The sequence below is a fragment of the Mesorhizobium bavaricum genome, from assembly GCF_056781655.1.
In genome coordinates this window covers 3,980,697-3,994,001 of the sequence record NZ_CM165566.1, presented here as the reverse complement: position 1 = coordinate 3,994,001, position 13,305 = coordinate 3,980,697, and the positions used below count along the sequence as shown (strand labels likewise).

Here is a 13,305-nt window from a genome sequence, read left to right as displayed (position 1 = left end):
CGAGGGTTGACCACCAAAACGGCGCCCGCCGCACCTCCTCCCGCGGCGGGCGTTGTTTCCCAAAAAGGGTTTCGCCCCTTTTAAAAATGGCGAAAGAGATTTCGTCAAAGCCGACCTCCTCCCCGGCGATGACGAATACGGTCGGCCTTCACCTCCTCCCGAGGGTCGACCCCAAAAACGACACCCGCCGGACCTCCTCCCCCGGCGGGTGTTGTCGTTTTCAGGGTTTGGTTGCACCCGCATCTGTCTGCCCTGCGCCGCGCACGGGAATTGCAATCGCCGCACCAAGCGATTATTCCGGCGCTCATGAACAAAAATCCCATCCACATCATCGGCGGCGGCCTCGCCGGTTCCGAAGCCGCCTGGCAGGCGGCGCAAGCCGGCGTTCCGGTCGTGCTGCATGAAATGCGCCCCGTTCGCGGCACCGACGCGCACAAGACCGATGGCCTGGCCGAACTGGTCTGTTCCAATTCCTTCCGCTCCGACGACGCCGAAAACAATGCCGTCGGCCTGCTGCATGCGGAAATGCGGCTGGCCGGCTCGCTGATCATGAGCGCCGGCGATGCCAACCAGGTGCCGGCCGGCGGCGCACTTGCGGTCGACCGCGACGGTTTCTCCGACGCGGTGACGAAGAAGCTCGAAGCGCACCCGCTGATCACCATCCAGCGCGAGGAAGTGCCGGGCCTGCCACCGGCGGATTGGGACCAGGCGATCATCGCCACGGGTCCGCTGACCGCGCCTTCGCTTGCCCAGTCGATCGCGGAAGCGACCGGCGCCGATGCGCTGGCATTCTTCGATGCCATCGCGCCGATCGTCCATTTCGACACGATCGACATGGATATCTGCTGGTTCCAGTCGCGCTACGACAAGGTCGGGCCCGGCGGCACCGGCAAGGACTACATCAACTGCCCGATGGACCAGGACCAGTATCTTGCCTTCGTGCAGGCGCTGGTCGACGGCCAGAAAACCGAATTCAAGCAATGGGAAGGCACGCCCTATTTCGACGGCTGCCTGCCGATCGAGATCATGGCCGAGCGCGGCGTCGAGACGCTGCGCTACGGACCGATGAAGCCGATGGGGTTGACCAACGAGCACAATCCGACGGTAAAGGCCTACGCCGTCGTCCAGTTGCGGCAGGACAATGCGCTGGGCACGCTCTACAACATGGTCGGCTTTCAAACCAAGCTGAAGCATGCCGAGCAGGTGCGCGTGTTCCGCACCATTCCAGGCCTCGAAAACGCCGACTTCGCCCGCCTCGGCGGCCTGCACCGCAACACCTACATCAATTCGCCGACCTTGCTCGACGCCTCGCTGCAGCTGAAGTCGCGTCCGGGCCTGCGTTTTGCCGGCCAGATCACCGGCTGCGAGGGCTATGTCGAAAGTGCCGCGATCGGCCTGCTTGCCGGCCGGTTCGCCGCCGCCGAGCGGCTCGGCCAGGCACCATCGCTGCCGCCGCTGACCACGGCCTTTGGCGCGCTGCTCAACCACATCACCGGTGGCCACATCGTCTCCGAAGACGAGCCGGGAAAACGCTCCTTCCAGCCGATGAACGTCAATTTCGGCCTGTTCCCACCAATGGAAGCACCGAAAATCGAAGGCAAGCGCCTGCGCGGCAAGGACAAGACCGTCGCCAAGCGGCAGGGGATCACCGCACGTGCGCGCGCCGACTGCCGGCAATGGCTGGGGCTTCCGGCGCAAACAGCCGAAGCGGCGGAATAAAGAGCTCTATTCTGCAGCCTCGGCACTTGCCGCCGGCAGTCCCGGCTTGCCGGCCTCGCCCGGATTTCGCCTGACATAGGCGGCCTTCAGGCTCTCTGAGGTTTCGCGCGATCCGTCATGGCTCCAGCCCGGCGGCTTGATCAGATAGTTCAGGCGGTCGCTCATGTTCAGCCCGGGTGCAAAGGCATCGCTGAACATGCCGATCCATTCATGGAACGCCACTTTCAGCGGATTGAAGGTGCCGAGATTTTTCACAATCCCATAGCGCGGCCGGTCTTCCTCCAACTCCGCGACGAAGGTTCCAAACATGCGATCCCAGATGATCAGCGTGCCGGCATAATTGGCGTCGAGATAGCGCGGATTGGTGGCGTGGTGGACGCGGTGGTGTGACGGCGTGTTGAAGATGAACTCGAACCAGCCCCACATCTTGCCGATCGTCTCGGTGTGGATCCAGAACTGCCAGACGAGGTTGAAGCCGAAGGTGAAAGCAATCACCGCCGGATGGAAGCCGAGCAGCACCAGCGGCGCCTGCAGCACGAACATGAAGGTGAACAGCCCCGTCCAGCTTTGCCGCAGCGCCGTCGACAGGTTGTAGTGCTGGCTGGAATGGTGGTTGACGTGTTCGGCCCACACCCAGCGCACCCTGTGCGCAATGCGGTGGTAGACATAGTAGCGCAGGTCGTCGAGCAGGAAGGCGGCCAGGAACACCCAGACGGACAGGCCGAGATTGAAGACGCGGAATTGCCACAGCCACAGCAGCGCCCAGTAGGACACCACGCCAAGCAGCAGCCCGGCGACGACATTGCCGGTTCCCATCATCAGGCTGGTCAGCGTGTCGCGCGTCTCGAACGAGCCCTTGGCGCGGCCGCTGCGCACCAGCCAGAGTTCGATCAGGATCGCGGCAACGAAGAACGGGATGGCAAGCTGGGTGACCTGCGGAAAATTGTAGCTGTCCATCACGCCGCCTCCCCGGCGGAATTCGAATGTTGCGGCTCAAGCGCTTTCAGCAAGCCCTGCGCATCAGTTGCACTGGCAAAGCTGAAGCGGCCGCCTTTCCAGGTGAAATCGGCAAGCCGAAACGAGACCGTATTTGCATTGTCAGCAGTCAAAGCGGTGGCGTCCCGAGGCGTCACGACGCGGGTCAAAAAGCAGTCGCCGATGCTGTGCACGATCCCGATGCGCCCTCGGCCAAGATCGAGGAACGCCGTCCTGGCATCCGCGGTCAGGCGCACCACCGTCGCCACGTCGTCGGGAAAATCCTCGGCGAAACGGCTCAGCGCCTGATCCGTGCCGGTGAGCGTGGCCGTCTTGCTGCCGCCGGTGAAATGCACGGCGGCGACCGACAGCGCAATGCCAAGGGCGACGATCGCGACCAGCAAAGGCAAGCTCATCGATGGGTATCTCCTCCGGGCCGGCCTATCGTCTATGGCAACAGTTTTGGCCCGGGGACTCCTTAGCATGGTTGACGTTTACGTCAAAGTGCAGGCCAACCCTTGCTCGCGCGACGCAGCAACAGCCAATGCCGGTGCAAGGCCGACAGCCGCGCGACACCGTCCAGCGGCGAGCCACTCTCCATTTTCGCGAGATAGGCACGCGACAGGGCCAGCGGCAGGAACGCCTGGTACAACGAGACCGGCAGAGCCGATGCGCCTTGTTCGAAAGCGGAAAGATGGTCCCGCGCCAGCGCGATCATCGCCGCCACCGCGCGCTTCGCACCAGGGCCACCATCGCCGGTAACAAACTCCTCGGGCGACGATCCAGCGGCGGCCAGGATATCGGCCGGGACAAAACATTGCCCGCGTTTGCGGTGCAGCGGCAGCAGGAGCAGCAGACCGGTGATCGCCTGTGCGCAGCCTGCCCTGCCCGCCAGTTCGGCAAAACGCGGCGCCTCGACGGGATCGAGCACCATGGCCGCAAGCTGGATGAGCGCGGCTGCCGTCTCGCCGCAATAGCCTTCCAGATCGGTGCGCGACGGCATCGGATCGTCGTAGAGGTCGAAAATGCGCGCATCGAGCATATTGTCGAACGCCGGCTTCGGCAGGCTACAAGCGGAAATGGTCGCCTTCAGCGCGTCGGCGACAGGGTGGCCGATGCCCGTGCCGTCATCTTCAGCGGCAAGGACATCGCGCCACCATTGCAGCCGCACCTCTCCCGGCAGCGCCTCATGGATGCGATCGCGAATGCCCGCGATCTCGGCGTTGAAGGCGTAGAGCGAAAACAGCGCGTCACGTTTGTCAGCCGGCGCGTAGAGCGCGGTGAGATAGCGGTCGTGGTCGGCGGCGCGCACCGCGTCCATGACGATTTTGGCATTTTCAGACATGTCAATCGACGGCAATGAGCGCGGCGGCCACGGCGCGGTCTTCCGCCAGAAGGACATTGTAGGTCCGCACCGCTGCCCCCGTCGACATCGGGTCGGACGCAATGCCGGCCGCCTTCAGCGCGGCCCGCAGTGCCGCCGGCAATGGCCTGAGGTCCCGGCCCATGCCGACCAGCAGGATCTCGACCTTGTCGGCCTCAGCCAGCAGCCTGTCGAAATCCGCCACCGTCAGCGCCAGAGGGTTCGCCGGTTCCCAGCCGTGGATGCCGGACGGCAGACAGAGCAGCGAACCGCGATGCGACATGTCGGCGAAGCGGAAGCCGCCATTGCCATAGGCCTCGATCGGCGCGCGGCCGGGGAAGTGCGCCTCGCGGATGACGATGCCTTTGCCGGTCACCGTTCTGTCACCCCTTCGGGGCCGCGCGTCAGGTCGCGACCGCCTTGCCGCCGCCGACCGGCTTCTCCTCGTCGGCTGCAGCCTGAGGCCGCAGCTTGAACAGGATCAGCAGCGGTGCCGCGATGAAGATCGACGAATAGGTGCCGAACACGACGCCGAACAGCATCGCCATGGTGAACGAGCGGATCACCTCGCCGCCGAACAGCACCAGCGCCAGCAGCGCCAGGATCGTCGTCACCGAGGTCAGCGTCGTTCTCGACAGCGTCTCGTTGATGGCGTTGTTCAGGAGTTGCGGCAGCGGCATCCGCTTGTATTTTCGCAGATCCTCACGGACACGGTCATAGACCACGATGGTATCGTTGAGCGAATAGCCGATGATGGTCAGGATCGCTGCCAGAGACGACTGGTTGAACTCGAGCCCGGTGATGACGAAGAAGCCGATGGTCATGACCACATCGTGCACCGTCGCTATGATGGCGCCGACCGCGAACTGCCATTCGAAGCGGAACCAGACGTAGATCAGGATGCCGAGCAGCGCCACCAGCATGGCAATGGTGCCTTGCTTGGCCAACTCCCCGGAAACCGTCGGCCCCACCACTTCGACGCGGCGGAAATCATAATTGTCCTGCAGCTCGCCGCGAACCTTGTCGATGACCGTCTGCTCGGCATTCTCGCCACCGTCCTGCGTACCGACACGGATCAGCACGTCGTTCGGCTCGCCGAACTGCTGCACCTGGACTTCGCCGATATTGAGTTCCGTCAATCTGGCACGGAGGTCGGCGAGATCGGCATTGCCGCTCTTGGACTGCACCTCGATCAACGAACCGCCCTTGAAGTCGATGCCATAATTGATGTCGACAGTCATGAACAGCACGACCGACAGCACCGACAGCAAGCTCGACAGCGCAAACGTCCAGCGGCGAATGCCCATGAAGGGGATCTTCGTGCCCGGCGGAATGAAGGTCACCGGTGCACGCGGCAATTCCTTCGGGCGGGCACGACGCAGCCAGATCGACACCAGCAGGCGGGTGAAGGTGAAGGCGGTGAAGACGGTGGTCAGGATGCCGATGGCGTAGGTGATGGCAAAGCCCTTCACCGGCCCGGTACCGAGATAGAACAGCACCACCGTGGCGATCAACGACGTGACGTTGGAATCGACGATGGTCGCCAGCGCCTTGGTGAACCCGGTATCAATCGCCTGGATCACGGAGCGGCCGTTTCGCCGCTCCTCGCGAATACGCTCGTAGATCAGCACGTTGGAATCGACCGCCATGCCGATGGTCAGCACGATACCGGCGATACCCGGCAAAGTCAGCGTCGCGCCGAGCAGCGACAACAGCCCGACGATCATCGCCACGTGCACCGCCAGCGCGATGTTGGCGAGGAAGCCGAGGAAGCCGTAGGCCACGAACATGAACACGACGACGAGGATCGAGCCGATGATGCCGGCGACCTTGCCGGCATGGATGGAATCCTGGCCGAGACCCGGACCGACGGTGCGCTCTTCGATCACCGTCAGCGTCGCCGGCAATGCGCCGGCGCGCAGCAGCACGGCGAGGTCATTGGCGCTCTGGGCGGTGAAATTGCCGGAGATCTGGCCGGTGCCGCCGAGGATCGGCTCACGGATCTGCGGCGCCGAGATCACCTGATTGTCGAGGATGATGGCGAACAGCTTGCCGACATTCTGCGAGGTCGCCTGGCCGAAGCGCGCAGCACCCTTCGAATCGAAGCGGAACGAAACCACCGGCTCATTGTTCTGCGAATTGTATGTCGCCTGCGCATCGACCAGGTTTTCACCCGAGACGATGACACGGTTTTCGATCAGATAGGGAACCGGCGGATCGTCCTGCGAATACAGCACCGACGAGCCAGCTGGCGGGCGGCCGTTGAGCGCGTCCTGTACCGGCATCGACTGGTCGACCATCTGGAACGTCAGCTTGGCCGTCTGGCCGAGGATTTCCTTCAGCCTTTGCGGATCCTGAAGACCCGGCACCTGGACAAGGATACGGTCGTCGCCCTGCCGCTGCACAATGGGTTCGGTCGTGCCGAGTTCGTTGACGCGGCGTTCGACCACCTCGATCGACTGCGTCAGCGCCGTGGACGTGCGGTATTTGATGCCGGCGTCGGTGACGTTGAACTTGAGCAGGCCGGGCTCGGAATCGTCGAGCGTCATTTCCTGGATGGAGCCGCCGGTGAACAGGCCGGCGGCGACTGGATCGGTCAGCGGCTTCAGCGCCGTCTTGGCGGCATCGAGTTGAGCGGAATCGGTGATGCGGACCTGCAAGGTCCGCCCCGTGCCGGCAAGGCCGGTATAGCCGATCTTGGCGTCACGCAGCAGCGTGCGGATTTCGTCGCGCGTCGTCTCCAGCCGATCCTTGATCAGATCGTTCTGGTTCATCTCCAGCAGGATGTGCGAGCCGCCCTGCAGATCGAGGCCGAGCGTCATCTGCCGCTTCGGTACCCAGCTGGGCAGATGCGCCAGCGTGCTGGCGGAGAACAGATTGGGCGCGGCGAGGATCACTGTGATGGCCACGGCCACCCAGATCAGGATCATCTTGAAGCGCGAAAAATACAGCATATGGCGTCGTCCGTCAGAGCGTGTCCGCGGATCGCTCCGCCTGAAATTCGGTTATTTCTTGGCGTTCTGGTTCGCCACCGGCTCGCCCTTGACGCGCACATCGGCGATCGTCGAACGCAGTGCGGTCACCTTGGTGCCACCGCCGAGGTCGATCTCGAGCTCGTTGTCGTCGATCACCTTGGTCACCTTGCCGACGAAGCCGCCGCCGGTGACGACCGTGTCACCACGACGAACCGCGGCCAGCATCTCGCCGCGCTTCTTCAGCTGCGTCCGCTGCGGCCGGATGATCAGAAAATACATGATCACGAAAATCAGGACAAACGGCAAAATGCTGATGAACATGTCGGGAGAGGCCCCAACGCCTTGGGCGTATGCCGGTGTCACGAACATCGAGGTACTCCTGAATTTTGAAAACAGCCGCCAAACCGTCCTGTGAGATTGGCGGCCCCTTGAAATTTGGCCGGAATATAGTCGGTAAAGTTGCCAATGCAACTGCGTGGCCGGCCAAATCGGCTGCTTTTCCGGCCTGTTGAGCCGTGTTAGAGCATGATCGCCAACAGCACGAGCCGGTTTTCGGAAAAGATCACGCTCGAACAAAAGGTTGCAACCGGTTTCGGTCCCGACGGAATCGACACGCTCCCACGTCAAAACGCGAAAAACAAAAGACCGACATGACCGACAGCAGCATTGATGCCCTCAACAAGAAGCTCGACCGCCTGATCGAAGCGGTTGGCCGCCTCGCCCCGCCGCCGGTGCCTGAAACGGACATCGGCGAGGCCGACTGCTTCGTCTGGCAGGCCGATCCGGGCTATCTGGAGCCGGTGCGCAGGGTTAACCGCGTCGACATCGGCCTGATCCGTGGCGTCGACCGCGTCCGTGACATCCTTGTCGACAACACCGAACGCTTCGCCGCCGGCTATGCGGCCAACAACGTGTTGTTGTGGGGCGCGCGCGGCATGGGCAAATCGTCGCTGGTCAAGGCCGTGCATGCCGAGATCAACGCCAGGGCCAGGTCCGACCTGCCGCTGAAGCTGATCGAAATCCACCGTGAGGACATCGACACGCTGCCGAAGCTGATGGGGCTGCTGAAGTCAGCTCCGTTCCGCTTCATCCTGTTTTGCGACGACCTCTCCTTCGACCACGACGACACCTCCTACAAGTCGCTGAAGGCAGCACTTGAAGGCGGCGTCGAGGGCCGCCCGGCCAATGTCATCTTTTACGCCACCTCGAACCGCCGCCACCTGTTGCCGCGCGACATGATCGACAATGAGCGCTCGACCGCCATCAACCCGTCCGAAGCGGTCGAGGAAAAAGTGTCGCTGTCCGATCGGTTCGGCCTGTGGCTCGGCTTCCACAAATGTTCGCAGGACGAGTATCTCGACATGATCGACGGCTATGTCCGCCATCACGACCTCGCCATCGACCCCGAGACGTTGCGCACTGAGGCGCTGGAGTGGGCGACGACGCGCGGCAGCCGCTCGGGCCGCGTCGCCTGGCAGTTCACCCAGGACCTGGCTGGCCGTCTCGGCAAGCCGCTCAAGGATTGACGTGCACGCAAGCAACTGAAAAAGCCCGCTCCTTGCGGGGCGGGCCAAGCCGGCGGGCCGGACTGGAGGTCAGGCGGCCCGCAAAATCTCTTCTTTTCTTCTATTCGAGATCGCCCGACTATTCGAGATAGCCAGAGGGGTCGACCGGGGCGGAATTCTTGCGCACTTCGAAGTGCAGCTTCGGCGAGTCCGTCGTGCCGCTCATGCCCGACAGCGCGATTTCCTGGCCGCGCTTGACCTTCTGGCCGCGCTGGACCTCGATCGAACTGGCGTGGCCATAGACGGTGACCAGACCATTCTCGTGGCGCACCAGCACCGTGTTGCCGAATTCCTTGAGGCCATCGCCGGCATAGATGACGACGCCGTTCTCGGCTGCCTTGACCGGCGTGCCGGTCGGCACGGCGATGTCGACACCGTCCTTGCCGGACCCGAAACCGGAGATCACGCGGCCGCGGACCGGCCAGCGCATCTTGCCGATGCCGGTGGCGTCAGGCGCGACAGCGTCGTCGTCCTCGGCCTGCTGAATGACCTTCGAATCTTTCTTCGGCGGCGTGTAGGACGCCAGCGTTTCCGACGGTGTCGTCTTTGCCGCGGGCGGCGTGGTGGCCGTGGTCACCGGATCGATCTTCGCCGGCTTGGCGCTGGCGACGGTCGCGGCTCCGCCGGCCGGCACATTCAAGGTCTGGCCGATCTTGAGCAAGCCGTTCTGCATGCCATTGGCCTGCTTCAGCGCAACGGTGCCGACGCCTGTCTTCCTGGCAATCGAGGAAAGCGTATCGCCTGACTGGACCGTATAGGTGCCGGCAGCGCCGGTCGCCTTGGCCGCGGCCATCTGCGGCGCGGGCTTGGCCTTGGGCTGGCTTGCGGCGGCCGAAGCATCAACCTGAGCGGCGGACTTGCCCTCCTTGAGCTTCGGCTGCTGCGGCAGGACTGCGACCTTGTCCGGTGCGGTGGCCGGCAGGTCGTGCTTGCCGTTTTTCGCCGGCTTGGCATCGGCGACTTTCGGTTCTGATTTGCTCGAGTAAGCATAGGCCGGGATGACCAGCTTCTGGCCGGTCTTCAGCCCCTTGGTCGCGCTCAGCCCATTGACCTTCATGATCACGTCGGCCGGCACCTTGTAGCGCTGCGCCAGGCCGGAAATCGTCTCGCCATCACTGACGACGATCTCGGTCGCGTGCGGCTTGCCAGCCGCGGCGACGCGCGGTGCGTCGGGCTGCGCGACCTTGAACGGCGATGCCGCCGGAGCGACGGTGCCGGTCGTGGTGGTCCGGTCGAGGTGCGGCGCCGGGGCCGATGCGGTGCGTACCGGCTTTGAAGCAGGCGCCAGTGCGGGAGCCGGCTGTGCCTGGGCAACGGGCGGAGGCAGCGGCCGCGTCGAGACCGGCTCGAGACTGGAGCGGCTGACCGACTGCGTATGGCTGCCGTCGACCGGAGCGGCCGCGACATCGCCCGGATAGGGCTGCACGGCGTCCTGCTCTTGCTTGTTGATGATGGCGCGCTGATTGTTGGTCGATGAGGTAAAGACGTCATCGACACTGTTGAAGCGTGAAGCCTGGGAGCTGCACCCCGCCGCAACACCTGCGACCATGAGGACGGCGCAACCACGCATCAGATTGCGGCCATTTGTCTTCAAAACACTGAGTTGCATCGCACTGACCCGCACATACCCGGTACAAACTAGGTATGATTAAAGCGCGTTAATGTTACTCGTCGGTTAACCTCATGGAATCCGATGCAATTTTTCTTAAAATATTAGGGGGCGGACTAAATGACGGCGGCGAGGCTGCGCAGGATCGGCTGCAGGCGCACCAGGCCAATGTCCTCGCGTTCAAAACGGCTGCCGACCTTGGTCAGCTTGGCCAGCACCTGCTCGCCCTCTTCGGGTCCGATCGGAGCGATGACGATGCCGCCGCTCGACAACTGGTCGAGCAGGAAGCGCGGCAAGCTGTCGAAGGCAGCCCAGGCGACGATGCGATCGAACGGCGCTTCGTTCGGCAGCCCGCCAGAACCATCAGCTTGGCGCACGATGACATTGCCGATGCCGAGCGCCTCGAAACGCTGCCTGGCCTGCTCGACAAGCGTCTTGTAGCGATCGGCGGTGACGATCCGCGCCGCCAGCCGCGACATCACCGCCGCCGTATAGCCGGAGCCGGTGCCGATCTCGAGCACGCGATTGCCCTGCTCGATGGCGAGTGCCGCGATCACCGCCGCCTGCAAGTCGGCACCCTCGATCGCCTCGCCGCATTCGATGGGCAGCATGCGGTCCGACCAGGCGATCTGATGGAACTGGGCGCCGAGGAAACCGCGCCGAGGCGTCGCCTCGAACGCGGCGATCAGCGCCTTCGGCACCGTCCCCCTGCCGCGCAAGCGCAGCAGAAAGGCGGCAAAACCTTCGCGGTCATCGATTGGGAGGCCCTGGTTCATGCAAGCGCCTTGCTCAGTTGGTCACGGATTTCATGCGCGGTGAGGTCGAGTTGCAATGGCGTCACCGACACAAGCCTGTTGCGCAAGGCATGGAGGTCGGTGCCTTGCTTGCCTTCGACCGGCTCGCGGCCGAAGCGCAGCCAGTAGTAAGGCAGGCCGCGCCCGTCGCGGCGCTCGTCGACCCACAGGCTGTGCACGAGCTTGCCTTGCGAGGTGACCACCGTGCCGGCGACTTCTTCGGGAAGGCAGTTGGGAAAATTGACGTTGAGCAGCACGCCGTCCGGCAGCGGCGTGGCGACAAGCTTCTTCAGCAAAGCAGGTGCCAGCGCCTCTGTCGTCTCATAGGGAACGACGCGATCCTCGCCGACATAGCTGTAGCCCTGGCTGAGCGCGATCGAGCGGATGCCGAGCAGCGCGCCTTCCATGGCGCCGGCGACGGTTCCCGAATAGGTGACGTCGTCGGCGATGTTGGCGCCGGAATTGATGCCTGACAGGATCAGGTCGGGCGCGCCCGGCAGGATCTTCTTGACGCCCATGATAACGCAATCGGTCGGCGTGCCGCGCACGGCAAAATGCTTCTCGCCGATCTTGCGCAGCCGCAGCGGCTCCGAGATCGACAGCGAATGCGCGTAGCCGGACTGGTCCTGCTCCGGCGCCACCACCCAGACATCGTCGGACAGCGTCTGCGCGACGCGTTCGAGCACCGCCAGGCCCTCGGCATGAATGCCGTCATCGTTGGTCAGGAGAATCCGCATTATTTCGATTCGATCTTTTCCAGACCGCCCATGTAAGGCCGCAGCACTTCAGGAATGGTTACGCTGCCATCCTCGTTCTGGTAGTTTTCGATAACGGCTATGAGCGCGCGGCCAACCGCGGTGCCCGAGCCGTTGAGCGTGTGGACGAAGCGGTTGCCCTTGCCGTCCTTGTCCTTGTAGCGGGCGTCCATGCGCCGTGCCTGGAAGTCGCCGCAGACCGAACAGGACGAGATCTCGCGATAGGCGTTCTGGCCCGGCAGCCAGACCTCGATGTCATAGGTCTTGCGCGCGCCAAAGCCCATGTCGCCGGTGCACAGCGTCATGGTGCGGAACGGCAGGCCGAGCCGCTTCAGCACTTCCTCGGCGCATTGCGTCATCCGCTCGTGCTCGGCGAGCGACGATTCCTGGTCGGTGATCGACACCAGCTCGACCTTGTAGAACTGGTGCTGGCGCAGCATGCCGCGCGTATCGCGCCCGGCCGAGCCTGCTTCCGAGCGGAAGCACGGCGTCAGCGCGGTATAGCGCAGCGGCAGCTTTTCATGTGCGGTGATCTCTTCGCGCACCAGGTTGGTGAGCGGCACCTCGGCGGTGGGGATCAGGCCAAGCCGGCCCTCCCCATGTGGCGTGAAAAACAAATCTTCCTCGAACTTCGGCAGCTGGTTGGTGCCGAAAAGAACGTCGTCCTTGACCATCAGCGGCGGGATGACTTCCTCGTAGCCATGCTCGGTCGTGTGCAGGTCGAGCATGAACTGTCCGAGTGCACGCTCCATCCGCGCCAGCCCGCTTTTCAGCACGGTGAAGCGCGAGCCCGACAGCTTTGCCGCGCGCTCGAAGTCCATCATGCCGAGCGCTTCGCCGATCTCGAAATGCTCCTTCACCCAGTTCGGGCGCGTCGGCACCTTGCCGACGATGTGCTTGACGACATTGTCGTGCTCGTCCTTGCCGACCGGCACATTGTCGAACGGCACGTTGGGCAGCACCGCCAGCGCGTCGTTCAGCGCCTTGTCGAGGTCGCGTTCACGCGCCTCGCCATTCTGGATGAAGGTCTTGATCTCGCCGACTTCGGCTTTCAGCTTTTCGGCAAGCGCTGCATCGCCCGAGCGCATGGCGTTGCCGATCTCTTTCGAGGCGGCGTTGCGGCGCTCCTGCTTGGTCTGCAACTCGGTGACGTGTTCGCGCCGCGCCTCGTCCGACGCGATCAGACCGTCGACCGTGGACTGCGCATCGTCGGCCGACCACGAGCGCTTGACCAGCGCCTCGACAAGGGCCTTCGGGTTGTCGCGAATCCACTTGATGTCAAGCATGGTCTGGAAGCTCCTGCGGTAGCATGTCGCCCAAAAGCGCATGGCAGTTTTTGCGCTACGATACGCTCAAGAATAAAGCCTGAAACACATCGTCGATTTTCTCGACGCGTTTCAGGCCAGAGGGCGTAAACTGCATCTTTGATCGATGCAAGATCGGGCGTCGTGAAGCCAAGGCTCGAGCTCGCTTTGGCGCGCTTTCGACCGGGGATGGCGAGAGCCTGAAACAAAAAACCCGCCTCTGAGGCGGGTCGCTGGCGCAAATCA

The 13,305-nt window shown here is 63.5% G+C and carries 12 protein-coding genes; 2 read left to right on the top strand and 10 right to left on the bottom strand.

Annotation, left to right across the window (positions count from 1 at the left end; genetic code table 11):
- Positions 1 to 306: 306 nt before the first annotated feature.
- Positions 307 to 1,719 (top strand): methylenetetrahydrofolate--tRNA-(uracil(54)-C(5))-methyltransferase (FADH(2)-oxidizing) TrmFO, encoded by a 1,413-nt coding sequence (trmFO, locus tag AC1RZR_RS19600; protein ID WP_481825668.1) that lies wholly within the window; start codon positions 307 to 309, stop codon positions 1,717 to 1,719.
- Between the two features lie 6 nt (positions 1,720 to 1,725).
- Here the strand turns inward: trmFO and AC1RZR_RS19595 are convergent, their stop codons facing one another.
- From AC1RZR_RS19595 to yajC, 6 genes are all read right to left on the bottom strand, one after another.
- Positions 1,726 to 2,676 carry a sterol desaturase family protein gene (locus AC1RZR_RS19595; protein ID WP_481825667.1) on the bottom strand — a complete coding sequence of 317 codons (951 nt, stop codon included), beginning with the start codon at positions 2,674 to 2,676 and terminating at the stop codon, positions 1,726 to 1,728.
- Positions 2,676 to 3,110: a hypothetical protein gene (locus tag AC1RZR_RS19590; RefSeq protein ID WP_481825666.1), complete on the bottom strand. Its 435-nt coding sequence runs from the start codon at positions 3,108 to 3,110 to the stop codon at positions 2,676 to 2,678. The genes AC1RZR_RS19595 and AC1RZR_RS19590 overlap by 1 nt, the downstream gene beginning before the upstream one ends.
- Positions 3,111 to 3,193: 83 nt before the next feature.
- A complete protein-coding gene (locus tag AC1RZR_RS19585) occupies positions 3,194 to 4,039 on the bottom strand; it encodes a phytoene/squalene synthase family protein (RefSeq protein ID WP_481825665.1) in 846 nt (281 codons plus the stop codon).
- A gap of 1 nt (position 4,040) precedes the next feature.
- Positions 4,041 to 4,433 (bottom strand): Mth938-like domain-containing protein, encoded by a 393-nt coding sequence (locus AC1RZR_RS19580; RefSeq protein ID WP_481825664.1) that lies wholly within the window; start codon positions 4,431 to 4,433, stop codon positions 4,041 to 4,043.
- A gap of 28 nt (positions 4,434 to 4,461) precedes the next feature.
- A complete protein-coding gene (gene secDF, locus AC1RZR_RS19575) occupies positions 4,462 to 7,011 on the bottom strand; it encodes a protein translocase subunit SecDF (RefSeq protein ID WP_481825663.1) in 2,550 nt (849 codons plus the stop codon).
- A 51-nt stretch (positions 7,012 to 7,062) separates the two neighbouring features.
- Positions 7,063 to 7,401 (bottom strand): preprotein translocase subunit YajC, encoded by a 339-nt coding sequence (gene yajC, locus AC1RZR_RS19570; protein WP_008876289.1) that lies wholly within the window; start codon positions 7,399 to 7,401, stop codon positions 7,063 to 7,065.
- A gap of 281 nt (positions 7,402 to 7,682) precedes the next feature.
- Between yajC and AC1RZR_RS19565 the strand changes: the two genes are divergently transcribed.
- Complete coding sequence (locus AC1RZR_RS19565) at positions 7,683 to 8,558, top strand: ATP-binding protein (RefSeq protein WP_481825662.1); 876 nt, start codon at positions 7,683 to 7,685, stop codon at positions 8,556 to 8,558.
- 118 nt (positions 8,559 to 8,676) lie between these two features.
- Here the strand turns inward: AC1RZR_RS19565 and AC1RZR_RS19560 are convergent, their stop codons facing one another.
- The 4 genes from AC1RZR_RS19560 to serS all read right to left on the bottom strand — a co-directional run bounded on the left by AC1RZR_RS19560 (position 8,677) and on the right by serS (position 13,041).
- Positions 8,677 to 10,206 carry a peptidoglycan DD-metalloendopeptidase family protein gene (locus AC1RZR_RS19560; RefSeq protein WP_481825661.1) on the bottom strand — a complete coding sequence of 510 codons (1,530 nt, stop codon included), beginning with the start codon at positions 10,204 to 10,206 and terminating at the stop codon, positions 8,677 to 8,679.
- Between the two features lie 116 nt (positions 10,207 to 10,322).
- Positions 10,323 to 10,982, bottom strand: coding sequence for a protein-L-isoaspartate(D-aspartate) O-methyltransferase (locus AC1RZR_RS19555; protein ID WP_477279135.1), 660 nt, complete (start codon positions 10,980 to 10,982; stop codon positions 10,323 to 10,325).
- Entirely contained in the window at positions 10,979 to 11,737 is a 759-nt protein-coding gene (gene surE, locus AC1RZR_RS19550; protein ID WP_481825660.1) for a 5'/3'-nucleotidase SurE, read from the bottom strand. The genes AC1RZR_RS19555 and surE overlap by 4 nt, the downstream gene beginning before the upstream one ends.
- Positions 11,737 to 13,041 carry a serine--tRNA ligase gene (gene serS, locus AC1RZR_RS19545; RefSeq protein WP_481825659.1) on the bottom strand — a complete coding sequence of 435 codons (1,305 nt, stop codon included), beginning with the start codon at positions 13,039 to 13,041 and terminating at the stop codon, positions 11,737 to 11,739. Before serS ends, surE begins: the two co-directional genes overlap by 1 nt.
- Between the last annotated feature and the right edge of the window lie 264 nt (positions 13,042 to 13,305).